This window comes from Clostridium sp. TJA085 (assembly GCF_058310235.1).
Genome location: NZ_JBZEEZ010000001.1, coordinates 1233057 through 1259307, shown reverse-complemented (window position 1 = coordinate 1259307; position 26251 = coordinate 1233057). Strand labels below are relative to the sequence as shown.

Annotated in this window: 17 protein-coding genes; all 17 read left to right on the top strand. The window is 25.6% G+C overall.

Going from position 1 to position 26251, the window contains the following annotated elements; genetic code table 11:
- The 17 genes from selD to AC4FQW_RS06330 all read left to right on the top strand — a co-directional run bounded on the left by selD (position 1) and on the right by AC4FQW_RS06330 (position 26081).
- Entirely contained in the window at positions 1-1026 is a 1026-nt protein-coding gene (gene selD / locus AC4FQW_RS06410; RefSeq protein ID WP_303129885.1) for a selenide, water dikinase SelD, read from the top strand.
- A 28-nt stretch (positions 1027-1054) separates the two neighbouring features.
- Positions 1055-2443, top strand: coding sequence for an L-seryl-tRNA(Sec) selenium transferase (gene selA / locus AC4FQW_RS06405; RefSeq protein ID WP_491147949.1), 1389 nt, complete (start codon positions 1055-1057; stop codon positions 2441-2443).
- Positions 2440-4314: a selenocysteine-specific translation elongation factor gene (gene selB, locus AC4FQW_RS06400; protein ID WP_491147947.1), complete on the top strand. Its 1875-nt coding sequence runs from the start codon at positions 2440-2442 to the stop codon at positions 4312-4314. The genes selA and selB overlap by 4 nt, the downstream gene beginning before the upstream one ends.
- Before the next feature lie 78 nt (positions 4315-4392).
- The gene (locus AC4FQW_RS06395; RefSeq protein WP_491147945.1) at positions 4393-5100 is read left to right on the top strand and encodes a hypothetical protein; all 708 of its coding nucleotides are present in this window, start codon (positions 4393-4395) and stop codon (positions 5098-5100) included.
- Positions 5101-5122: 22 nt separating this feature from the next.
- Entirely contained in the window at positions 5123-5488 is a 366-nt protein-coding gene (locus AC4FQW_RS06390) for an RDD family protein (protein WP_491147943.1), read from the top strand.
- Positions 5489-5522: 34 nt separating this feature from the next.
- On the top strand, positions 5523-6893 hold the full coding sequence (gene rlmD / locus AC4FQW_RS06385; RefSeq protein WP_491147941.1) for a 23S rRNA (uracil(1939)-C(5))-methyltransferase RlmD: 1371 nt from the start codon (positions 5523-5525) through the stop codon (positions 6891-6893).
- A 198-nt stretch (positions 6894-7091) separates the two neighbouring features.
- On the top strand, positions 7092-7985 hold the full coding sequence (locus tag AC4FQW_RS06380) for a hypothetical protein (RefSeq protein ID WP_491147940.1): 894 nt from the start codon (positions 7092-7094) through the stop codon (positions 7983-7985).
- A 313-nt stretch (positions 7986-8298) separates the two neighbouring features.
- Complete coding sequence (locus AC4FQW_RS06375; RefSeq protein ID WP_491147938.1) at positions 8299-10809, top strand: glycyl radical protein; 2511 nt, start codon at positions 8299-8301, stop codon at positions 10807-10809.
- Between the two features lie 18 nt (positions 10810-10827).
- Complete coding sequence (locus AC4FQW_RS06370) at positions 10828-11613, top strand: glycyl-radical enzyme activating protein (protein ID WP_491147936.1); 786 nt, start codon at positions 10828-10830, stop codon at positions 11611-11613.
- Positions 11614-11839: 226 nt separating this feature from the next.
- Entirely contained in the window at positions 11840-12499 is a 660-nt protein-coding gene (locus AC4FQW_RS06365) for a hypothetical protein (protein WP_491147934.1), read from the top strand.
- Between the two features lie 121 nt (positions 12500-12620).
- Entirely contained in the window at positions 12621-13121 is a 501-nt protein-coding gene (locus AC4FQW_RS06360; RefSeq protein ID WP_303129863.1) for a hypothetical protein, read from the top strand.
- 484 nt (positions 13122-13605) lie between these two features.
- Positions 13606-14319: a hypothetical protein gene (locus AC4FQW_RS06355; RefSeq protein WP_303129861.1), complete on the top strand. Its 714-nt coding sequence runs from the start codon at positions 13606-13608 to the stop codon at positions 14317-14319.
- A 27-nt stretch (positions 14320-14346) separates the two neighbouring features.
- Positions 14347-16461 carry a Z1 domain-containing protein gene (locus AC4FQW_RS06350; RefSeq protein ID WP_491147932.1) on the top strand — a complete coding sequence of 705 codons (2115 nt, stop codon included), beginning with the start codon at positions 14347-14349 and terminating at the stop codon, positions 16459-16461.
- Between the two features lie 193 nt (positions 16462-16654).
- Positions 16655-19078: a UvrD-helicase domain-containing protein gene (locus AC4FQW_RS06345; RefSeq protein ID WP_491147931.1), complete on the top strand. Its 2424-nt coding sequence runs from the start codon at positions 16655-16657 to the stop codon at positions 19076-19078.
- Positions 19071-21677, top strand: a complete 2607-nt coding sequence (locus tag AC4FQW_RS06340) for a hypothetical protein (protein ID WP_491147929.1) — start codon at positions 19071-19073, stop codon at positions 21675-21677. Before AC4FQW_RS06345 ends, AC4FQW_RS06340 begins: the two co-directional genes overlap by 8 nt.
- Complete coding sequence (locus tag AC4FQW_RS06335) at positions 21664-23760, top strand: UvrD-helicase domain-containing protein (protein WP_491147928.1); 2097 nt, start codon at positions 21664-21666, stop codon at positions 23758-23760. The genes AC4FQW_RS06340 and AC4FQW_RS06335 overlap by 14 nt, the downstream gene beginning before the upstream one ends.
- Before the next feature lie 968 nt (positions 23761-24728).
- Entirely contained in the window at positions 24729-26081 is a 1353-nt protein-coding gene (locus tag AC4FQW_RS06330; protein WP_491147926.1) for a uracil-xanthine permease family protein, read from the top strand.
- Positions 26082-26251: the final 170 nt, after the last annotated feature.

Genomic DNA, 26251 nt, shown 5'->3' with positions numbered 1-26251 from the left:
ATGATTAAATTAACAAATTATGCAAAGACTGCAGGCTGAGCAGCTAAAATAGAGCCGGGTGCTCTTTCAAATATTTTAAAAAGTATACCAAAAATGGTAGACGAAAACTTACTAGTAGGAATTGATACATCAGATGATGGAGCTGTATATAAGTTAAGTGATGATATAGCACTTATTCAAACATTAGATTTCTTTACTCCAGTTGTTGATGACCCTTATACATTTGGACAAATTGCAGCGGCAAATTCTTTAAGTGATGTTTATGCAATGGGTGGCGAACCTAAAGTTGCATTAAATATAGTATGTTTCCCAAATTGTTTAGATAGAGAAATACTTGGTGAAATACTTAAAGGGGGAGCTGATAAAGTATTAGAGGCAGGAGCTGTTGTAATTGGTGGTCATTCTGTTCAGGATGATGAACCAAAATATGGGCTTTCTGTTTCAGGAGTTGTACATCCAGATAAAATACTTAAGAACTGTGGCTCAAAAGAGGGAGATATATTAATACTTACAAAACCATTAGGAATAGGTCTTATAAACACAGCTGCTAAGGGAGAAATGGCATCAAAAGAAAGCTTAGATGAAGCTATAAAGTGGATGTCACTTTTAAACAAATATGCAGGGGAAGTTATAAGAAAATATGATATATCAGCTTGCACTGATATAACAGGTTTTGGTCTTATAGGTCATGCTTATGAAATGGCTGAAGGTTCTGATATGACATTTTGTATTAATAAAGATAATATACCTTACATAAAAGAAGCTAAAGAATATGCAGATTTTGGACTTGTACCACAAGGGACATATCAAAATAAGTATTATATACAAGATAAGTATAAGCTAGAAAATGTGGAAAGATGGCTTGAAGATATTTTATTTGATCCACAAACATCAGGTGGACTTCTTATATCATGTAGTATAGAAGAAGGTAATAAAATATTAAAAGAATTTAGAGAAAAAAATATAAAGTCTTGGATTATTGGAGAAGTAAAAGAAAAAGAAGAATACAGCATAATAGTAAGATAAAAGTTTATAAATAAAATGGAGGGCTTTTATGAATCTATTAAGAAATTTACCAAAGGTAGATGTACTTTTAAAGGAAGATGAAGTTAAAAAATATATAGAAAAACTACCTAGGAAATTAGTAGTAGAAAATCTTAGAAACTCCATAAATATTGTAAGAGAAAATATTTTAAAAATGGGGGATTATTCCCCCGTTTTTTCTTTGAAAGAACAATGTTTAATGGAGTTTAGAAAAAGCATAAAACAAATAGAAGATTTTAAATTAAAAAGAGTTATAAATTGTACAGGAACTGTAATACATACAAACCTTGGTAGATCGATTTTATCAAAACGAAGTATTGAAGCTTTAAATGAAGTTGCAAATAATTATTCAAATTTAGAATATAATCTTTCAGAGGGAAAACGTGGAAGTAGATATGATAATGTTTTAGATTATATAAAGTATTTAACTGGAGCTGAAGATGCTTTAATTGTAAATAATAATGCTGCTGCAGTTCTTATAACTTTAAATACTGTATGTAATGGAAAAGAAGGAATTATTTCAAGAGGGGAATTAGTTGAAATAGGTGGTTCTTTTAGAATTCCTGAAATAATGAAATTAAGTGGTGGAATACTTAAAGAAGTTGGAACAACAAATAGAACACACATAAATGATTATCAAGAGGCAATAAGTGAAGAAACTGGTGCAATAATAAAAGTACATACATCAAATTATAAAATATTAGGTTTTACAAAAGAAGTAGAGGTAAAAGAGCTTATTAGTATTAAAGAAAAAAATAAAATACCAGTTATTTTGGATTTAGGTAGCGGATTAATTAAAAGAATAAATTTAAATGGAATAGAAGATGAAAAAACAGTTAAAGAATATGTTAATGAAGGTGTTGATATCATTACTTTTAGTGGGGATAAATTACTTGGTGGACCCCAGTGTGGAATAATTGTTGGTAAGTCTTTTTGGATAGAAAAGATAAAGAAAAATCAACTAAATAGGGCATTGAGAGTAGATAAGTTTACATTAGCAGCTTTAGAAGGAACTTTAAAAGATTATATTTTAGAAGATTATTTAAGCATTCCAACACTTAAACTTTTAACATTAAATTTAGATGCTATTGAAGATAATATAGATAAATTAAAAGACAAACTTAAATTTTTACATAATAAATTTAATATAACAAAGGCAAAAGAAAAATCATTAGTAGGTGGAGGAGCTTTACCTACCTCAGAATTTGACACTTTTGTACTTAAGATAGATAGTAATTTAATAAAAGAAAATAAAATTGAAGAAAAACTTAGAAATAATAGTATACCTATAATTACTAGAATAAATGGGGGGAAGGTAATTATTGATGGAAGGTGCTTAATTAATGATGATATAGAAGTTATAACAGAAGCTTTTAAAGGAATTGGTGAAAGTATATGAAGACGATAATAGTTGGAACTTGTGGACATATAGATCATGGAAAAACATCACTTATAAAAGCGTTAACTGGAATTAATACAGATAGACTTAAAGAAGAAAAGATAAGAGGAATTACAATTGATTTAGGCTTTACTAATTATAAATTACCATCAGGAAATAAAATCGATTTTGTTGATGTTCCAGGTCACGAAAAATTTATAAGAAATATGATTGCTGGTATTACTGGTGTATCAGCAGTTTTATTTGTAATTGCAGCTGATGAAGGTGTTAGAGAGCAAACAATAGAACATCTTCAAATAATAGAAGGACTTGGAATAAAAAAAGGAATAATAGCACTAACTAAATGTGACAATTGTGATGAAGAAATACAAGAATTATCAATTGAGTATATAAGAGAAGCTTTTAAAAATACAAATCTTTGTAATGTACCTATAGTTAAAGTATCAAGTAAAACAAAGTTTGGAATTGAGAATCTTATAAGAGAGCTTGAAAATCTTTTTTTAAATATTGATGATGAAGAATATGAAGAAGAATTTAGAATGGCTGTGGATAGGGTATTTACAGTTAAAGGTTCAGGGACAGTTGTTACAGGAACAATAATAGAAGGAAAGGTTAAAGAAGGAGATATACTTAAACTTTATCCATCATTAAAGGAAATTAGAGTTCGTGAAGTTCAAAGTCATGGAAAAAGAATATTTGAATGTATTAAATGTAATAGATGTGCTTTAAATATTACTAATGTTTCAAAGGATAATATAAAAAGAGGTGAGGTTTTAAGTAGTAATTTAAATTTAGAAACATCTTCTATAATAGATTGTTCTTTTTATAAGATAAAAGAGAAGCAAATTAAAAAAGGCCAGAGAGTTAGAGTATATAGTGGAACAAAAGAAGTTATAGGAAGATTATATCCTTTAGATTTAGAAAATAAATATATACAATTAAGATTAGAAAATGAAATATTAGTTAAAAAAAATGATAGCTATTATATAAGAAATTATTCACCTGTTTATAATTTAGGTGGAGGGAAAATAATAGAGGCAAAAGGTAAAAAGTTTAGAAAAGATATAGAAAAGTATAAAGATAATGTTATATTAAAGGAAAAAGGAACATTAGAAGAGAGAATATTAGATTTATTAAAGAAAGAAAAATTAATGTATTTAAAAGATTTACTTAATAATATAAATTGTAATTTAGATGAAATAGATAATGAAATAAATAAATTAACAGAAAAAAAATATGTTAAAGTATTAAATTGTAATGAAAAAATTATAATCTATAGTAAACAATTAGATATAATATTAAAAGACCTTAAAATTATTCTTTCAAATTATCATAAGAAAAATCCATTAGAAAATGGAATGTCTAAAGAAGAATTAAGAAAAAAATTATTAGTAAAAGAACTTAAGATAAATGAATTTAATGAGCTTTTAAATGCTATAAAATCTGAAGATATAATAAATATTCAAAAAGGTATAGTTTCTCTAAAAGGTTTTAATAAAAGATTAGGATTAAATGAAAAAAAGTTTAAAGATGCTTTGATTACTGAATTAAATCAAGGTTTTGTTTCTGTGGATATAAAATTACTTAAAGAGAAGTATAAAATAAACGATTCATTATATTTTAAGATATTAAAGTTTTTAGAAGAAGAAAAAGACATAGTTATTTTAAATGATGGAGTTATATTAAGTTATAAATCATTTAATATTGGGAAAATAAAAATAAAAGAACACTTAAAAGAAAAAGGTGAAATAACCCTTGCTACGTGCAGAGATATTTTAAATACTAATAGAAAAATTGCACTAGCTTTCCTAGAAGAATTAGATAAGCTTCAAATCACTAAACGACTAGAAAATAAGCGTGTAATGCTTTAAGTATTAGAGTTAGAGTGATATAATTAAGAAAATTGAAGATTTTAGGGGAATTTAGGGTTAAAAGAGGAGGTAGTAATAATGTCAAAAAAAATTATAGGATTAATAATATCATCTACTTTATTATTTTCATTAGCTGGTTGTGGAAATAAAACAAATGAAATAAATGAATCAACTAATAATGCTACAAAACAAGCACAAGTTACAGAACAGCAACAAAAGAAGTTTGATGGTTTAAAAGGTTCTTGGATAATGGATTTTACTCATGATGAGTTTGTAAAAGAAGGGGACACTTTAATGACTAAAGTTGAAGACTTAACTAAGGAGCTTGAACTTGAGTATAAAAAAGAAGATGAAGTAGATAAGGTAAATGGAGTAACTGCTAATATAAAATCAATATATTTAGATAATAAAAATCCAGAAGCAAATAAATTAGAGAGTATGCAATTTGAAGAGCAACTTATTGGAGATGCTCAAGATTCAGGAAGATTTCAAATGAAGCTTTCACTTAAGTTTGATGGAGAAGGGGCTATTAAAGATGGTAAATTTAATATAGGCGATACTTCTTTAGCAAAATATTCAGCTATAATGACTGGTGAAGCTAATAGAAATTATGATGAAATAAATAAGAAAATAATGGATATAATTAAAAGTGATAAGACAGAAGGAATAATAGATAACACAATAAATGGATTAGTTGAAGAGTATGCAGTTAGTAAAGATTACATAGTTTATACAATATCAACTAAAATATATAAGTTTACTAATAAGTCAGAGGGACTTAAATAATTAACTTTGGGAGGCTTTTTAATTGAGTAATAATAAAGATAATAATTTAGAAGTTAATGAAAAGGTTGAAGTTATAAAAGAAGATAACATTAAAGAAAAAAATGAAATTAAAGAAAATAAGTCTAAAATAATTGATAATGAAATTGATGAAAATCCATCATTTATAAAAACTTTATTTGCAACTATATTAGACGAGGCTATAATATTAGGTGTATCAGCTATAGGTTTAGTAATATTTGATATTTTAATAGGACTTATGGGATATATGGTTAGTGATATATCAGGAGTTCTATTGATTATATTTATAATATTTAATATACTATATAAATCTATATTTGAAATAAAGAAAAAGAGAACTATAGGAAAAAGAATATTAGCTATAGGATAAAATAAAAATTAAATGATAGGAGAGATATAAGTTAGTGAGCAGAAGAGGAAGAGGTAGAGGAAGAGAAATTACAGTTAAAATAGATAAAACTGAGTTTCCATCAGTTGGTGTTGGAATTTTAGATGACACTAAAGTATTAGTAAAAGGAGCATTCCCTGGAGAAATAGTAAAGGCAAGAGTTAAGAAAAATAGAGAAGCTTATACTGAAGCTAAGCTTTTAGAAGTTATAGAAAAAGCACCTTATGAAATAGAACCAAAGTGTCCTCATTTTGGAATATGTGGTGGATGTTCATCACAAAATCTTTCTTATGAAAAGCAATTAGAGCTTTTAGGAGAAGAAGTTAAAGATTTATTTGTAAAGGCTGATGTTACTACTGGAGAATACGAGGGAGTAACAGGAAGCGAAGATCAATTTGAATATAGAAATAAAATGGAATTTACTTTTGGTGATGAATTTAAAGGTGGAGAACTTTGCCTTGGAATGCATATGAAAAATGCAAGTTTTGGAATAATAACTGTTGATGAGTGTAAACTTGTTGACGAAGATTTTAGAAAAGTTATAAAGGCAACAGTTGAATATTTTAGAGAAACTAATCTTCCATATTATAGAGTTATGAAGAGAGAAGGCTACTTAAGACATTTAGTTATAAGAAAAGCTAAAAATACAGGAGAGCTTTTAGTTAACTTAGTTACAACAACTCAAGTTGATTTTGATTTAACAAATTGGGCTGAGATTATTAAAGGATTAGACTTTGACGGAGAGCTTGTATCACTTCTTCATACAGAAAATAATTCATTCTCAGATGCTGTTATACCAGAAAAGGTTAATCTTCTTTATGGAAAAGATTATATAATGGAAGAACTTTTAGGATTAAAGTTTAAAATATCACCATTTTCATTTTTTCAAACTAATACTAAAGGGGCAGCAAGCCTTTATAGTATAGTTAGAGAATTTATGGGTGATTCAGATAACAAAGTTGTCTTTGACCTTTATTGTGGAACAGGAACAATAGGTCAAATTGTAGCACCAAAAGCTAAGAAGGTTGTTGGACTTGAGCTTATTGAGGAAGCAGTTGAAGCTGCTAAGGAAAATGCTAAGCTTAATGGTCTTGATAATTGTACATTTATAGCTGGTGATGTTGCAGAAACTATTAAACAAGTTACTGATAAACCAGATATTATAATTTTAGATCCACCAAGAAGTGGAGTTAGTCCTAAGGCACTTGATTATGTTATAAGATTTGATGCTAAGGAAATAGTTTATGTTTCATGTAATCCTAAGACTTTAGTTAATGATCTTCAAGGTCTTGTTAATGCAGGATATGTAATTGAGAGAACAAGAGTTAAGGATATGTTCCCAAACACTCCTCATGGTGAGACTGTTGTTAAGCTAATTAAGAAGTAGTAAATAAAGTTCTTGAAAATTTCTAGTTTATAGAATTTTCAAGGGCTTTTTTATTTTATTATTAAGTATAAATAATTAGAGTTAAAAAATATTTTATTTAACTTAAAATATAAAAAATAAATATAAAAAATAAATATAAAAATAAATAAACTTTTGATAACATATAATTATGTTATAAAAGGGGAGGAAAGTTTAATATTGGGAATACAAAATATAAAATCATTAAGGTGGCTTGCATTAGGTGTAATCATAGTAAATATAGTGTCAGATTTACTATATGTTCTTGAGCAAAAAGGATACTATTTTGCTTATTTACAAGAAATAAATATAGAAATAGTAACAAGAATGACTGGATTTATTTTAATAGCTTTATTTATATCAGTGGCCTTCAATAAAACTCCTGAATTATCAGAAGAAGATAAATTTAGGATAAAAATAAAGTTAACTCCATTAATATTTTTAAATATAGTTTTTATAGTTTATATTTTAATTACAATAATTATATTTAAGGACTTGCTTTTAATAACATCTTCATTAATTATGGAAGTGGCTTATATATGCTTAATAATTTATACAAAGAGAATATACGCAACAATATTTACAGATCATAGACTAAAATGGAAAATGGCTATGGCTGGAGCTGACGAAGATACTTTATATAGTAATATACTTTGGAGATATAAAATTTGGTTTAATCCAAAAGAAGATATTCCACAAAATCGAAGAACTTTTAAAGAAATTTCAATAATTTATACATTAGTATCTATATTGTTTGCATATGAGTTTGCTAACTCTATATTTGTTTTAATTTTTGCTGTAATAATATTTAAAAATATTTCTTCATTGCTAGAATATTTTTTGGGGTTTTACACATCTTTAACTGGAGTGTGTACAGGTATAGAAGATTTTACAGAAAAGGGTGGAAGACGTTATTATAGAATTTATGTAACTGACTTTAAGAATAAAAGAGAAATAGTATTTGAGATGTACGATACTCCTTATTTTAGTAAAAATAGTAATATTAAAGTTGTACATGGTGTATTTTCTAAGTGTGTAATAATGGTAAATAATATGAAAGTAAATTATAGATAGTAGTTTATTAAAAGGAGGACTTTTCAAAGGTGATAAAGTCCTTTTTTATTAGTTATAAATTTTTTAATATATTTTAGTTCCTTTGATATTTAAATTTTTAGTACATTAGTATTTATTAATTTTAAAATATTACTTAAGACTTCTGTATTCTTATCTATTTTATTATTATATTTTTTTATAAAAACAATAAAACAAAATAAATAACAGAAAAATAAATGTAAATAAATTGAAAAAATGTAAAAATAGTTATAAAATATAATTGTAAAATAATAAAAAAGAAAATAAAAGATTTAAATATATTTGGGAGGCGAGTATGGGGGAAGAAATTTATGAGATAAAGAAAAGTTCAAGAATTACTAGGCTTGTAGATAATTTATTTAAAAAGATGCCTGAAATAGAATCAGATAGGGCTAGGTTATTAACAGAATCGTATAAAATGACAGAAGGAGAACCTATTATAGTAAGGAGGTCTAAGGCATTTTCTCACATATTAAAAAATATTCCTATAATTATTAGGAATGATGAATTAATAGTTGGAAGTGCAACAATAGCTCCAAGAAGTTGTCAGGTATTTCCAGAGTTTTCTTATGAGTGGCTTGAAAAAGAATTTGATACAGTTCAATTTAGAAGTGCAGATCCTTTTTATATATCAGAAGAAAATAAAGCTATATTAAGAGATGTGTACAAGTATTGGAAGGGAAAAACAACAAGTGAATTAGCAACTTCTTATATGGCGAAGGAAACAATTAATGCTATAAATCACAATATATTTACTCCAGGAAATTATTATTATAATGGTGTTGGACATGTTACTGTAAAATATGAAAAAGTTTTAGAAATAGGATATGAAGGAATTATAAGAGAAGTAGAAGAGGAACTAGAAAATTGCAATGTAGCAGATATGGATTATGCTAAAAAGAGTAATTTTTTAAGGGCAGTTATTGAATCTTTAAAAGCTGTAATAGAATATGCAAATCGTTATGCAAATATGGCACGTTATATGGCAAAAAACTGTAATGATGCTGTTAGAAGAGAAGAACTTTTAAATATTGCATCAAATTGTGAGAGAGTTCCAGCAAAGGGAGCAACAAGTTTTTATGAAGCTTGCCAATCTTTTTGGTTTGTACAAATGTTACTGCAAGTAGAATCAAGTGGACATTCTATATCACCAGGAAGATTTGATCAGTATATGTATCCGTATTATAAGGCAGATATTGAATCAGGAAAAATTACTAAGGAATTTGCTCAAGAATTAATGGATTGTATATGGGTTAAATTAAATGATTTAAATAAAGTAAGAGATGAGGCATCAGCAGAAGGTTTTGCAGGATATGGATTATTTCAAAATTTAATAGCTGGTGGACAAGATGCAAATGGTTTAGATGTAACAAATGAATTATCTTATATGTGTATTGAGGCATCAATGCATGTAATGTTACCTCAACCATCTTTATCAATTAGAGTTTGGAATGGAACTCCACATCAGTTTTTAATTAAAGCAGCTAAGTTAACACGTACAGGTATAGGGCTTCCAGCTTATTATAATGATGAAGTTATTATTCCATCATTACTTAATAGGGGGCTTACATTAGAAGATGCTAGAGATTACAACATAATAGGATGTGTTGAACCACAAAAATCAGGTAAAACAGATGGATGGCACGATGCAGCATTTTTCAATATGTGTAAGCCATTAGAATTAGTTTTTAGTAATGGATATTTTGATGGTGAGTTAGTTGGTATTGAAACAGGCGATATTAATGATATGAAAACTTTTGAGGATTTTTATGATGCTTATAAAAAACAAATGAAATATTGTATTGAATTATTAGTTAATGCAGATAATTCAATAGATGTAGCTCATATGGAAAGATGTCCTCTTCCTTATTTATCTAGTATGGTTGATGATTGTATAAAAAGAGGAAAATCAGTTCAAGAGGGCGGAGCTGTATATAACTTTACAGGACCACAAGGTTTTGGAGTTGCAAATATGGCTGATTCATTGTATGCAATTAAGAAATTAGTTTTTGATGAAAAGAAAGTAACTTTAAAAGAATATAAAGAAGCTCTTATAAATAATTATGGACAAGGATTATCAAAGGAAAGTATTGAAACTATAACAAAAAAAGTTATAGAAAAATTAGCAAGTGAAAATAAAGAAATAAATATAGAAACAATCAAAGAAATAACAAAATCAATTTCTAAAGTTCAAAATAAAAATTATGAAAAATTACTCAATTTAATTAATGATGTACCTAAGTTTGGAAATGATATTAAGGAAGTTGATGCCTTTGCTAGAGATGTAGCTTATGTATACACTAAGCCATTACAAGAATACAAAAATCCTAGAGGTGGTAAATATCAAGCAGGACTTTATCCTGTATCTGCAAATGTTCCACTAGGAGCACAAACAGGGGCAACACCAGATGGAAGATTAGCTTATACTCCAGTAGCTGATGGAGTTTCACCGTCAGCAGGAAAAGATGTTTTAGGACCAACAGCAGCGGCAAATTCAGTAGCTAGATTAGATCATGGAATTGCATCAAATGGAACATTATTTAATCAAAAATTTCACCCATCAGTTTTAGCGGGAAGAACTGGAATTGAAGCTTTTATTAATTTTATTAGAGGATACTTTGATCAAAAAGGTAGTCATATACAATTTAATGTAGTTAGCAGAGAAACATTACTAGAAGCTCAAAAATATCCTGAAAAATATAAAAGTTTAGTTGTTCGTGTTGCTGGATATAGTGCTCTTTTTACATCTTTATCTAAGTCATTACAAGATGATATTATTAATCGTACAGAACAAAATGGATTTTAGTATATGGAATGCTTTAATATGAATTATTTAGATGTTAAGGGAAGAATATTTGATATACAAAAATTTTCAATGAATGATGGTCCAGGAATTAGAACAATAGTATTTTTAAAAGGATGTATATTTAGGTGTCAGTGGTGTTGCAATCCAGAATCACAAAATTTTGACATAGAAAAAATGATTGTAAATGGTAAAGTTAAAACTATTGGACAAGATGTAACTGTAAGAGAAGTTTTAGAAAAAATAGAACAAGATAGACCATATTATAAACGTTCTGGTGGAGGTGTAACTTTATCAGGAGGAGAATGTATGTGTCAAAGATTATTTTCAAAAGCATTGCTTCATAGTTGCAAGGAAATTGGAATATCAACAGCTATAGAAACAACAGCAGGTGTTGATAAAGCGATTGTTAAAGATATTGTTGAAGAAGTAGACACTGTTTTAATGGATATAAAGCATATTAATGGAGAAAAACATAAGAAGTTTACAGGGCGAGATAATAAAATTATTTTAGAAAATGCAAATATAATTGCAAAGTCTCATTCTAATTTAATTATAAGAGTTCCAGTAATTCCAACCTTTAATCATACAAAAGAAGAAATAAGAGAAATAGCAAAGTTTGCAAAGGGATTAAATGGTGTAAGAAAACTTCATCTTTTGCCTTATCATCGTATGGGACAAGATAAGTATACTGGGCTTAATCGTAAATATATTATGGAAGGTATTGATATTTTAAGTAATGAGTATATGAATATGCTGTTAGAAGTTGTACTAGAAGAAGGACTTGAAGGACAAATTGGAGGATAATAATTAAAATATTAGCAAATTGATTATAAATTAATGTGAATTTAATTTATTGAATTTAAAAAGTTAAGTGAAGTAATTTACTTAACTTTTTTATTTATAAAAATATAAAAGACATATAGGATTAAGAGGTATTTATATTTTATTATAAAATTAATTTCTAGCTTTTTGATATATAATTAATAATAAGTAAGGTGAAAGAAGAATTTTTGCATTGGAGATGTTAGTTATGACTATAGAAAAAAATAATGAGATAAACTATGTAGATTTATTTAATGAATATTATGAAGATAAAAGATATATTGTTTCTGATATAGTTTTTAAAGAAAGTATTAGTAAATATATTTTTATTTTAGAATCTCCTCATAATGATGAAGTAAAGAATGGATATCCTGTTGCAGGAAAAAGTGGTATTGATATGGGAAAGTTTATGGGGATTTCTATTAATGAAAGCTTTGGAAGGTATGTTAAATTTAATCTTAATAAGGATATTTCAATTATAAATATATCAAAAGTGCCACTTCAAGAAATAAATATTTTGGATAATAAATATAAGTCATTATTAAATGGAGTATGTAAGCTTATAAGAAGTGGTTATAAAACTTTATTAAAGCATAGAGATAATGAAGCTAATCTTATAGAAGAAAAGCTTTTGAAAGATTTTAAAGTTAGATTTAATAATATAAATTCAGATAATAGAACTAAAATAATAGTTTGTGGAAAGTTTGCAGAAAGTTATTTTAATAAAATAAAGGAAGAATTAATTTTAGACGGAAGAGAGATTTTATATGTACCTCATCCTTCAAGACATCAATGGGATAATCCTAAAGGAGATTTACTTAAGTTAAGAAATATTTTTAAGTATAAACAAAGTAATAATAAAAAATAAATATTTATATGATTTGTATACTTTTTCAGAAAATTTAAATATAATTAATTATGTAAATATATGGTTTATAATGAAATGAATTTTAAAAGTATAATGATTTGGGTAAAAGGGGATAGAAAATATGGGAATAACTAATATGCAGGGGACTTCAGGTTATATAGAATATATAGGAGAGAGAAAAACAAAAAAATATAGTTGTAGAAATTGTTTTAATTATGTGGATGGGGTATGTAAAGTGAAAAATATAGCTTTAGAATATATTAATGGTAATGGAAAATTATGCTCTAACTTTGATCCTATAGATAAATTTGAAAACAGAAAATATAAGAGAAAAACAAATAAGATAAATAAGATTGAAAATATAGGAAGCATTAAAAATAAAGATATATCTAATGTTATAATAAATGCTCAAAAGAATAGAAGAATAGGAAGGAATAAAAAGTTTGTAGGTAGTAAGAGTAAGGTATATATTTGTGATAGCAAAAATAAAAGTAAAGTAATAATTATTAATATGAATGATAAAAATTTAGATAGAGATCTTTTTAATAGATTATTGGATAAGCAGATATCATCAAGTGTATTGTATAAGAATGTTATATACTTAATTACACAAATATTTTAAATTTTAATAAAATATCCGATATATACAGAAGATTTACTTAAGTTAAAGAAATACTTTTATTGAGAGGTAATAATATTTTAGGAGATAGAGTGAAATATATTTTTATTATAATATATGTAAATATTAGACAGACATACTGTAAATGAAGTATTCGCAGAGTTTTTAAATAATGAAAACTTAAATTCTTCTCAAATACATTTTGTAAAACTTATAGTTTATTATGTAGTTAAAAATGTAATGAGAGATGACAATAGAGTTTTAACTGAAGATCGTTTAGAACTGTAGGTAATATAGTTGAACTTTTTAAAGATGATATTTATGTTAGAAGTAAGTTGTTAAGTACAATAAAAGAAATTAAAGAGAATGCAATAGAAATAAGTTAAAATATTATTTTATGATAAGAGGTTGTATTAAAAATATACAATCTTTTATCTGTATATTAATTTTAAGAAAATATATTGTTTATTGAAAGGAAAGTATATTTATGGATATGAAAGTATTTGAATTTTTGAATGTAGAAGCACCGAGTTCAGTTGGAGATATAAGAGAAGCACTGGATCTATTAGTAGCATCAATAGATAGCGCTATAGAGCAAGTTGGAGAAAAGTTAAATGTATCTTTTGTAAATAAGGAGTTTAAAAAGGTATCAGAATTAAATTCAAATAGTGAAGAATTATATAATATAAATAAAAGAATACAGAAAGTAATAGATGATTTAGATACAATTATAGATGAGAGAAATATAGAAGAATCAAATGAGAAAGAAGAAAGTTATGGAAAACAAATACCAAATTATAGTGATTATTTAGTAGATACAAATATAGAGCATAATTTATATGAAGATTTAACAAATAAAAGACCATGTGCATTTATGATAGAAGGTAAAAAATATGAAATTAAAGATTGGAAAGGAGCACTTACACAAACAATAAATTATTTAGCAAGTAAAAATAAAGATATTATTACAAATTTTGTTGATGATCCTAAGATGAATGGGAAAAAAGTTATTTATTTTTCAAGAGTAAAATTACCAACAATGAAATCTCCTAGAGAAATAAAAAATGCCAATATTTATGTAGAAACTAATCTTAGTGCAAATAGTATAAGAAACTTAATAATAAAAATGTTAAATAAATATAATATAAAACTTAATGATTATAAGATATATTTAAAAGCTGATTATTCAGAATTGCATTAATTATATATGTCAATTGGAGGAGAAAATATGATATTAGATGGAGAATTCTTTAGTATAAAAAGTGAAGAATATAGTAAAGATACATATGAATGTGTTGTACAAGCTGTTTCTAAATTAGATGAAATAGGAGATAAACCATTAATGATGTTAGGAAAAATACAAAGTGGTAAGACAAGATCCTTTATAGGGGTAATTTCTTTAGCTTTTGATAATGGCTACGATTTAGCAGTTGTATTAACAAAAAACTCAAATGCATTAGCAAAACAGACTACAGCAAGAATGAGACAGGAGTTTAATTATTTTATAGATGATGATATTTTAGATATATTTGATATTATGTGTATGCCTCCAAGTATGTCTAAATTTGAATTAGATAAAAAAATGATAATTGTAGTTAAAAAAGAAAAAAATAATCTACCTAAACTAATAGATTTTATAGAAAAATATGCTTTAGATAAAAATAAGAAATGTTTAATAATAGATGATGAAGCAGACTTTTGTAGTATAGGTTATGATAAGAATAAAGAAACAGATGATTTTGATTTAAGAAAAATTGCATCTCAAATAAATGATTTAAGATTACAGTTAACTTGTAAGTTTATACAAGTAACAGCAACACCATATTCATTATATTTGCAGCCAGAGACTATAAACTTGGGACAAGATAAAGATATAAAGCCTATAAAGCCAGCAAATACAATTTTAGTTCCATATGGAGAAGGATATATAGGAGGAGAATATTATTTTGATAGGGAAAAGAATCCACTTGGAGAATATTTATTTCATGCAATAGATGAAAATGAATTAAGTATTATTAAGAGTAGTGATAGAAGACGTTTTAAAGAAGAAGAGATTCTTGTGAGTGATAAGGTTAAAGGATTAAGAACTGCCATAATTAATTTTATTATAGCTGGATGTATTAGAATAATGCAAAATGGAGGCAGGCCAAGAGGTAAAAATAATAAATTTAGCTTTATAATACATACAGAGATAGCTAAAGCAGCACATAGAAGACAAGAAAATTTAATATCTGAATTAATTGAAAAATTAGAAGATGAGGCAAGATCAAATAGTAAATTATTAGACAAGTTTATTTCAGAAGGATATAAAAATATTTACGAATCTATAAAAGCTTATGGATTTGAAATTCCCAAATTACAAGAAGTAAATGAATTCGTAAAAAAGGCTATAAAAGAAGAATGGATAACTAGAGTAATAGTTAATTCAGAGAATGATATTAATGCACTATTAGATGATGATGGTCAATTAAGGCTTAGAACCCCATTAAATATATTTATAGGTGGGCAAATATTAGATAGAGGTATAACAATATCAAATCTTATAGGGTTTTATTATGGAAGATCACCTCAAAAGATGCAACAAGACACAGTATTACAACATTCAAGAATGTATGGGTATAGAAGCAAAAAAGATTTATCTGTAACTAGATTTTATACAACTAGAGATTTATATGATAGAATGTCTAAAATTAATGATTTTGATTCTAAGTTAAGAGAAGATTTTGAACAAGGAAATTTTGAAAAGGGCGTAATATTTATCAGCAAAGATGAAAGAGGTAAAGTAATACCATGTTCGCCTCAAAAAATTAGAATTAGCAATACTCATGTACTTAGACCAGGAAAAACTACAACTCCAGTAGGTTTTCAAACTGGATATAAAACATACATTAGAAAAAATATTGAGGCCATAGATAATATTATAAAGATTAATAATAATGGAAAGATAGCTGGTACATTTTCTATTAGTAAAGAGGAAGCGTGTGAGATTATTAGAAATGTATATGAATCTATAGAAATTGAAAGTGATAATTGTATTGATAAAGAGGCTTTTATATCATTAATTAATTATTTAAGCAGAGAAAAGGTTAATATTTATGTAGGTATAAATAGAGAAATATCAAGGCTTAGAAAAACGTCAAGATATTATTCTGATATGCCTTACAATAGAGATAATGATTTAAGAAAAGCTAAATTAATGGCAATATATGAGCCTACATTAATGTTAATGAAACAAACGGGAAAAGAAGTATTAGGATGGAGAGGTGCAGAGTTTTACTGGCCTGTATTAGTTACACAAGAGAATGTTAATACGGCAGTATATACATCAGAAGTATTTAAATAAAAGTATAAAGATTAAATAAATTATAAACAAGAGGTTGTACACTTTAAGTGCAGCCTCTTATTTATAATCAGAATCAATACAATAGAAAAATGTAAAATGCAAATTTATGTGGTAAAATATAGTAGAAAAGAGAGATGTAATCAGATAAAATATCAGATAAATATAAACAGAAGTATATTAGGGGGAGTAGGAAGTGAATGATCCGAAATATTCGATTATTCTTTATTATGATGAACTATTAGAGGAGGATATTGAGAGAATATACGATTATTTAAGTAGAGGAATAATTGTTCATTTATTTTTAAGCGGTAATTTTGAAGAAGAATTATCTTTAAATGAATATGACTATGAATTATTTAAAAAATCATTAGATAATAAATTATTATATCTATATGAAGAACAAGAATATATAGCAAATGATAATATTGTAATAGCTATTGATAATATGATTTTAGAAAAAGATATTTACCGAAATATATCTAATAATAAGGAGTGTGAGTTCAATAATAATCAGTATGATATTATTACAGCACCTGTAGATTCAAATATTATAGTTATTTCTGGTGCCGGAACTGGTAAAACAACAACTATGATTAACAGGCTAATTTATTTAAGAAAAGTAATGAAAGAGTTTAGTTTTGAAGAAGCTGTTTTAATTACTTTTACTAATAAAGCTAGCATTGAAATGAAAGAAAGGCTTTTAGAAGTATTAGATAGATATTTTAAAGTTACAAATGATCCAACATATCTTGACTTAATGGAGGAGGCAGCAAGATGTTCAATTTCTACAATTCATAAATTTTCTAAGAAGTTATTAAATAAATATGGAAAGCATATTGGAATTAATAAAGACATTCAGGTTAGATCGTTTAAATATAAAAGGCAAGAAGCTATTAATGAAGCTTTAAACAATATTTATAAAGAAAATAGAGAACTATATGATTTAATTAAGTATTATCCAATATATGAAGTAGAAAAGAAGCTGTTGAATGTGTGGGAAATTTTGGATAACTATTCTATAGACTTAAATTCAAATAAATATAAAGTTAATTTTGATGAAAAAAATGGTGGTTTTTCAGAATTAATAAGTAGAGTTTTAAAGACAGCACAATCTATATTAGATGAAGAAAAGGCTAATAAATTAGAGATAGCTGATCTAATGAAAAAATTATCTTATAATGATTTGTTTAATGGAATAAAAAAAGATTATAAGGTGATTATGGTAGATGAATTCCAAGATAGTGATAATATACAAATAGAATTTATAACAGAGTTATGTAAAAGAATAGATGCGAATATTTTAGTTGTTGGAGATGAAAAACAAAGTATTTATAGATTTAGAGGAGCAGAACACACTGCATTTGATAAATTAAAAGAATTTTTAAAAGATAGTAAAAAACAACTAAAAGAGTATGAAATGATTAGGAACTATAGGACTAATTCTAATCTTTTAAAAGAAATAAATAATATATTTATTAATGTAGATAAAAAGATAGAGTGTTTCAATTATAAAGAAAAAGATTATATTTATTCAAATTTAGAAAAATGGAAAAATACAAAAATAGAACGGGTTAATTTTTATGACATAGAGGATAAAGTTAAGTTTTATAATGATTTATTAGATCAAAAAAAAGAGAATGAAAATGTGGCAGTACTACTTAGATCTAATAATGATATTAAAGCATTTAAAGAGTTTTGTGATAGGAAAAATATATTATGTAGAGTTGATATTTCAGGTGGATTTTATAGGCATGAGGCTGTAAGAGATTTTTATGTAATGATTAAATCAATTATAGAAGAAAGAGATACTTTAACTATGTATTCCTTTATATGTACACCTTATATAAATAAAGAAATAGATAAAGGAATTATACTTAATGGAACAGAAAAAGAAAAAAGTGATTTTCTATATTCAATAATTCAAGAATGTGGATGGATTGAAAAAAGAAATACAGTAACATATAAAAATCCCTTGGTTTTAATTGATGAAGTAATTTCTTCATTTAATCCAGTTAAAAATTATTATGAAAAAATTCTAATAAGTTCAAAGAAAAATCAGAAAAAATATAAGGATATAGCTTATATAAAAGCATTAGAATATAAGTTGAATTTAGAACATTTATTATTCTTAATAAAGCAGGAATTTTCTGAGAACATAACTTCAATGTACCAAATAGAGCAATTTTTAAAAATTAAAATTGCTACTGATAATAGTATAGATGTTAGAAAGTCGGGTAAATTTGAAGATGATTATATTCAATGTTTAACTGTCCATAAAGCCAAAGGATTAGAGTATGATTATGTTGTTCTTGATAAATTAACTAATAAATTTTTAAATTTATCAAGATCAGTAAATTTAATATTAAAACCAGAAAATGACGAAATATTGGTTGGTTATAAGATTAATCTAGGAGAAGATGAATACAAGAATAAAACATATTCATTATATTTAAAAGATGAAAAAGAAGAAATAAGAGGTGAAGAAGCTAGATTACTATATGTTGCATTAACTAGATGTAAGAAAAAACTATATTTAAATACTACAGGTGAGATTGCAGCTACAGATAATATAAATACATGGAAAGGCTTAGTCGGAGGGGTTAGTGACTATGTATAAGGTAGAAACACATAATAATTCTAAAGAATATTTTTCAAATATAGATATAGGAGAAGATTATCTTCATGTTACATCAAATACTGGATTGAGTAATATGATAAAAGAAGTTTCTAATATTGAACTAGAAAAAAGTTGGAGAATTATTGATATAGAGAATCTAATGGAAACTTTATATAGTAAGTGGTATGAGCCGTTAAATAAGTTGAGATTAAAAGGTGAGATAAGAAATATATTAGTTAATTTAAAAGAAGAACAAGAAGAATTTAATTTTTTAGAAGAAATAAATTTTTTAGAAGATAATATAGATACTCTAACTAATGATATTATGAATATTGCTGAGGCTGGAGTTAAGAATATTAAGTATGAAAATTTGAGTAACACTAAATTGTTAATTAAAGAAATATATGAAAGATTAGTACAAACAGATACTTTTAAGGATATATCTATTCAAATTTTAAATTATTCTAATACGGTAGAATTTTATAAAAAATTAAAAGGCTATAATGGTGGCAAAATAAAAAAGATATATTTTTATAATTTAAATAATATTGATTTGAAAAGATATATGATTATAGAGCTTTTAAGAACACTAGGTTTTCAAGTAGTATTTAGAATACCATATTTTCATGATTTGAATGTAATAAATAAATGCTGGGATAAAGTTTATAATGATAAGGAAATTTTTTATTTAGATCCTAAAAATAATAGTAGTGCTAATACAGATTCAAAATTTATTTCATTTCTAGAAGGAAAAATAAATAATAGAAAAATTAATGAAAAAGTAGAATCTAAGACTTACATGGAAGTAAGTGATTTTAGAAATAGACTTAAAAATAAAAGAGTAATTACTTTTTATAAAGATAGTATATCAGCATGTTTAGATAAGTATAAATATAATAATAATCATGGATTTCAAACTGCAATAGGCAGATTTTTATTTAATCTTTATTCAGTAGAGATTATTAAAGATGATGTTAAGATTGATTTTGATATATACAGGGAATTAATAACTTCAGGATGGATGGAGTATAAAGAATGGAATGGAGTTAGGCTAATAGATTATTTAACAAATAACGAATCATATTTTAGTGGTGTCAATTCAATAAATGAAATCATAAATAGAATAGAAAAAATTAAGGAATTAGAAGAAGTAAATGATGTCTTTGAAGAACAGGTTAAGATAAGAATAAAGAATGATAACCAAAAAAGATTTTTATCTAATCCATTTAGAGCATTAGGTTATAATAACTGCGAAAAATATAATATAACTAGTAATTATATGTATGAAGTTACACTAAGGCTTAAAAGATTTATTATAAAAGCGTTAAAGAATGAAAACGGATTTATTGATATAAGTGACCATTTTGAATTACTGAAAATAGTATTTAGGAATCACTATATTATCAATCGAAGTAAAGATGGAAATGAATTTGAGAAGAAAGTTATAAAGAAAATATGGGCTGTGTTAAATAGTGAAAATAATGTAAAAGAAAAATTAAATAAAGATGACATAAGAGAATTGTTCAACATTAGCCTAAGTATGGAGATAAAAGAAGATATAGATGAAGAAAAAGATTTTGGTATAGATCAATTAGAAGGTATGATTCTAAGAAACTCTAAGATAGAAAAGGTAAATGGGGAAAGTATTATATATTTATCAGATTTATCTTTTAAAGCTTACGAGGAATATATAAATAAAAAATATTTATATGGAAAGATATTAGTTTTAGAAGATTACAAAGACATATTGAGTCATTCATTAGATGGACGACATAGGGAGATCGTTGTTAAGGGATTAGAGTTTCAGAATAAGAGTATAAAATCTATTGAATCATATATAAAATTTGCTATTGGTAATTTATTTATAAATTTTAACGGAGTAAAATCATTTAGTTGGATATCAAGTTTAAGGGAAGATGATACTGAATCTATATTATTAAAACAAATTAAGGCGATATATAACTTAGAGGGTGAATGTGTAAGTAATGGTTTAGATTTTAATGATATTGTTGAAGAACAAAAAATTGATAGTAAAAATTATTTTTATAATTATAAGGAGGAATTAAAAAGTGGGTTTTCTAAATATTCAGAAGCTGCATATAGAGATCTAGATTTTTGTTTATGTAAATTTTTATATTCTTCTATATTACAGCCTTATCCTATGTATTATACTAATTTTCATCAAAAATTAGTTTTTTCCGGTATTGTATCAATATTAAAAAATAGTATAGAGGATAGTTATAAAAATATTGCACAGTTTGTTTTTCCATTATTTCCTCAATGGAAAGAGGTTGTTAAATCTAATATATTAACATGCGAATTTGGAAGAAAAAATATTAGAAATTATAAATATTTTGAAGGGATTAATTATCCTAAAAATATAGATGCTATATACTTATTAAAAAGTAAATATATAGTAGGAGAAAATTGGAAAATAAAAAATAGATATAACAAAGGTAATTTTAAAGCTGATGAGTACTACAAAGAATTTATAAATGCTTATTTAGATGATGATATTTATAATAGTGGGATACACTGTTCTATGTGTCCTCATATTTATGTTTGTAAGAAGGGAGAGTTTTTAGTTGGCACTAAGTAATGATAGTAGATTGTTTTTTAGTAATTTATCAAAGGTATGGCAAAATTTCAAAGACTATACTTATTTAGAAGGCATAAATCTTTCTCAAGAACAAATAAATATAATTGAACAAGAAGAAGACCAATTATTAATTGAAGGGTACGCAGGTACAGGAAAGAGTTTAACACTTATATATAAGTTTATAAATATACTAATAAGAGAAGATAATAAAAGAGTTTTATATGTAACGTTTAATGATACGCTGATTGATGATACTAGAAAGAGATTAGAGTCATGCAGTGAGTATGTTGAAAATAGTAGTAAGCATAAAGTAGAGATATGTACATTCCATGAAATAGCTTCAAAGCTATTGAAGCAGAAAAGGATAATAGAAAAAGGTGTTGGCAAATTAACTGCATCAAAAGTTGATGATTATAGAGGTACGGCACTAAGAAGAATTGCGGCTATTTTATCTAGGTATACGGAAATAAACGGGAAATATTATGAAGAATTACCTAAAGAAGAGAGATTATATAAAACTCACGATGCAAGTTTTATTACTGACGAAATTGCATGGATAAAAGCTATGGGTTTTAGAGAGAAAGAGAAGTATTTAGAAACAGATAGAATAGGTAGAAGTAAAAGTATAAGACTTACGAGAGTACAAAGAAACACTATATTCAAGATATATGAAGAATATTGTGATGAATTGAAAAGTAAATATCATGGATATTTAGACCTTGAGGATTATGCATTAAATTTAATTGAAAATGAATATTTACTTAAAGATTTAAAATTTGATTATATATTTGTTGATGAAGTTCAGGATTTGGATCCAATGCAAATTAAAGCATTATGTATATTAACTAAAAAATCTATAACTTTATCAGGAGATGCAAAACAAAGAATTTATAAAAAATGCCCAATAAAATATGAAGATATAGGATTAAAAGTTAAGGAGAAAGGTAAAAGAAAATTACTTAATAAAAATTATAGATCAACTCTTGAGATAGTTAAGCTAGCTAATTCAATAAAGTTTACAGATAATAATGATAAATATAATGAAAAGCAATTTGTAAGATCAGGATCTAAGCCTATAATTAATATGACTTTTGATAAAAAAAGTACGATTAAGTATATAAGTAGTGAAATTAAAAAGATATTCGATAATGATCCTTATAAAACCATTGCAGTAATTCACAGAGAAGAAGGTGTAAGTAAACAAGCACAAAGAGATGAATTTAAAAGATTATTAGAATTAGAGCTTATGGTATCAATTTCGGATATTAAGACATATGCAAATAAGTTTAGGTTTAAAGAAAAGAAACAAGTATTTTATACTAATCCGTATGATATTAAAGGATTAGAGTTTGATGTTGTATTTATAACTGACTTTAATAATAAAAGTTATCCAAATTTTAAAGAGTTACAAAAGATAGAAGCTGAAAATGATGGTAAAGAAAGCACTCTAATAAAAGATGATATTTTAGAGTTTATAAATAGAGAAAAGAAGTTATTATATGTTGCTATGACTAGAGCAAAAGATAATTTATATTTGATAGCTAATGGATGTAGAAATGAACATAATATATCAAGTTTTATATATGATTTTAATAAATTAGATTATATAAATAAAAATTTTACTAAAAAAAATGTAGAAAAAAATTTTGTAACTTATAATATAGAAATGAAAAGGAGATATGGTATTACGTATAATAATTTAGAAGATGAAAAGGTAGATAATAATAAGTTAAATAAAAGTACAGACATAGATTTAGTAGAAGATAATGAAATACTTAATGAGAGAGTATTGGATATATTTACTGAAAAAAAGAAGAAAGAAAAAATGGTACAGCCTAAAACTATTATTAATAATAATAAATCTTTAGATGAAGAGGAACTGAGACAATTACTTTTAAGTAAAGGAGCTGAAATTATAGATAATAGAGGAAAACAAGGTGCACTTTGGGTAGTTGCCGGATCAGAAGTTAAAGATATAATGAGAGAATTATGTCAAAAAGGATACAAATTTATATTTAAAAAAGAAGGTGGACGAGCATCTAAATATAAGCCTGCATGGTATTTAAGTAAAAATACTAAGTAATAGTTATAAGATTAATATAACTATTTATTATAAATTTAAAGTAATAAAAAATTAATTAATTCTAAAATATATTTTATAGAGTAGATGAAGTAAAACAAGGTTACTTTATATAAGTTTTTCATTTGCTATATGATTATAAAGTTAGAATGAACTTTAATGAGTAAGAAAATACTTTAAAAGTATATAAATTTAAAGCTTACAAGAAAAATGATAAAATGCACAAAAAACATATGAAAATAGGAATTTAAACAAAAATATAGTGTATATTTTATTCGTTTTTAAGAGTTTTCAAAATATAATACAAAAATTTGTTATTAAAGTATTGAGTAATATCTATAATAAATTAAACAATATTACTTGGAGGTAATTTAAAATTATGATTAAAAAATAAAAGATAAAATCATTACATTAATATTTCAAATGTATATAATGATTAAAGGAATAATTTATGTAGGGAATATTGAAAATATAAATACACATATACAATATATTGTTTATATTATATATATGTTCTTGGAATTAGTATTAATCTTCTTAACTGGCTTAAATTTTATGAATATTATCAAATAGAAAAAAGATAGGCAATTAATAGGTCTATCTTTTTATATTAATAAAAAAATATATTATCCTAAAATTAATGTTAAAATCAATATTAGCGTAATTTCAAATGTAAATTACTAGTATAGGAATTCCTAAATTACTAAGAGTAATAACACTTTTATTTGTTTTAAGAACTAAATGAAAAGTAACAAATAAAGTGGTGGATAAAATCCAATTAAAACATATAGATAAGTTAAATTTAAAGATTATTTTTATAAGTACTATTAAGTTTTATAGTTAATTAAAAAATTTATTATTTATATATCAAGTTGAATAATAGAAAATGTAGTTAAATTTCTAGCATTAATTTAAACGTTTTCTAATATTAATAAGTAAGGATAATATTAATTTATAAAGGAGTTTTCATTTTGAACATTAAGAAGGAAAATATGTATCAATTAGAGGGAAGAGTACCATTATTTGATGCTATTCCACTTGGTATGCAACATGTTCTTGCAATGTATGCAGGTAACTTAGCACCTCTCTTAGTTGTTTCAGGTGCTCTTAATATGGATGTAGGAACTAAGGTAACGTTACTACAAAATGCAATGTTTGTTGCAGGTCTTATAACATTAATTCAACTTTATCCAGTTTGGAAGATAGGTTCTGGATTACCAGTTGTAATGGGAACAAGTTCAGGTTTTATACCAGTTAGCTTAGGGGTTGGAAGTCAATTTGGTTACGGAGCAATTATGGGTGCATCCTTAATTGGTGCTATAATGGAATTTTTACTAGGATTTATAATTAAACCTTTAAGAAAAATATTACCTCATGCAGTTACTGGTACTGTTGTATTAATTCTTGGTATTTCATTAATTAATGTAGGAATACAATTTGTTGGTGGAGGAGTTGGAACTCAAGGAGATCCAAGTTTTGGTTCTATTAGAAATATATCAATAGCCCTTACTGTATTTTTAGTAATAATTATATTGAAACAATTCTCAAAAGGATTTTTAAGTATTTCAGCAATATTAATTGGTATTGCTGTAGGTTATATTATAACTATTTGTTTAGGTATGGTAGATTTTACTCCAGTTAAAGAAGCAGCATGGTTTGCTATACCAAAGCCTATTTTTATGATTGAAGGATTAGAATATAGTTTTCATATTGAAGCTATTATTCCATTTATATTAGTATATTTGGCTACTACTGTTGAGACTATTGGAGATAATACAGGAATTGCAATTGGTGGTCTTGGAAGAGATATTACAGATAAAGAGCTTCAAGGTGCTGTTCATGCTGATGGTTTTGGTAGTGCATTTGCAACTCTTTTTGGTGTAATGCCTAATACATCTTTTAGCCAAAATGTTGGTTTAATTGCAATAACAAAAATAGTTAATAGATTTGTTCTAATGACTGGTGCAGTATTTTTAATTTTATGTGCATTTGTGCCAAAGCTTGGTGCAATAGTTGCATCTATACCAAATTGTGTTTTAGGTGGCGCAGTAATATTAATGTTTGCAATGATTAGTATTAGTGGGCTTAATCTTTTAATGGAAGATGGAAAAATTTCAGAAAGAACAGGATTAATCGTTGCTGCATCTTGTGCTGTTGGACTTGGTCTTAGTGGATGTCCAGAAGTTATGCAACATCTACCACAATGGTTTCAAAATATGTTCAGTCAAGCTATAGTAGGTGGATTTGTAACTGCAACTATACTTAATTTAATATTACCTAAGGAACTAAATAATAAAGTATTAAATGAAAGTAAAAAGAGGTAAATTATAATTAAACTAATTATAGTTATAAGGTTATTTAAAAATTAATTTAATAAGTTTACATTAAATAAAAGCATTTTAAAGATGAAGCATAAAAGTTATTATTAAGATAAAAAACACCTATAAGAATTATAAATCTTATTAGGTGTTTTTATTTTGAGTAGTTATATTTA

Bases quoted from the DNA above. Each gene is read 5' to 3' on its own strand.
- AC4FQW_RS06365 (WP_491147934.1), top strand. From the start codon at position 11,840: ATGACTATAGAAAAAAATAATGAGATAAACTATGTAGATTTATTTAAT.
- selB (WP_491147947.1), top strand. From the start codon at position 2,440: ATGAAGACGATAATAGTTGGAACTTGTGGACATATAGATCATGGAAAA.
- selA (WP_491147949.1), top strand. From the start codon at position 1,055: ATGAATCTATTAAGAAATTTACCAAAGGTAGATGTACTTTTAAAGGAA.
- AC4FQW_RS06350 (WP_491147932.1), top strand. From the start codon at position 14,347: ATGATATTAGATGGAGAATTCTTTAGTATAAAAAGTGAAGAATATAGT.
- AC4FQW_RS06355 (WP_303129861.1), top strand. From the start codon at position 13,606: ATGGATATGAAAGTATTTGAATTTTTGAATGTAGAAGCACCGAGTTCA.
- AC4FQW_RS06340 (WP_491147929.1), top strand. From the start codon at position 19,071: ATGTATAAGGTAGAAACACATAATAATTCTAAAGAATATTTTTCAAAT.
- AC4FQW_RS06395 (WP_491147945.1), top strand. From the start codon at position 4,393: ATGTCAAAAAAAATTATAGGATTAATAATATCATCTACTTTATTATTT.
- AC4FQW_RS06370 (WP_491147936.1), top strand. From the start codon at position 10,828: ATGAATTATTTAGATGTTAAGGGAAGAATATTTGATATACAAAAATTT.
- AC4FQW_RS06360 (WP_303129863.1), top strand. From the start codon at position 12,621: ATGGGAATAACTAATATGCAGGGGACTTCAGGTTATATAGAATATATA.
- AC4FQW_RS06375 (WP_491147938.1), top strand. From the start codon at position 8,299: ATGGGGGAAGAAATTTATGAGATAAAGAAAAGTTCAAGAATTACTAGG.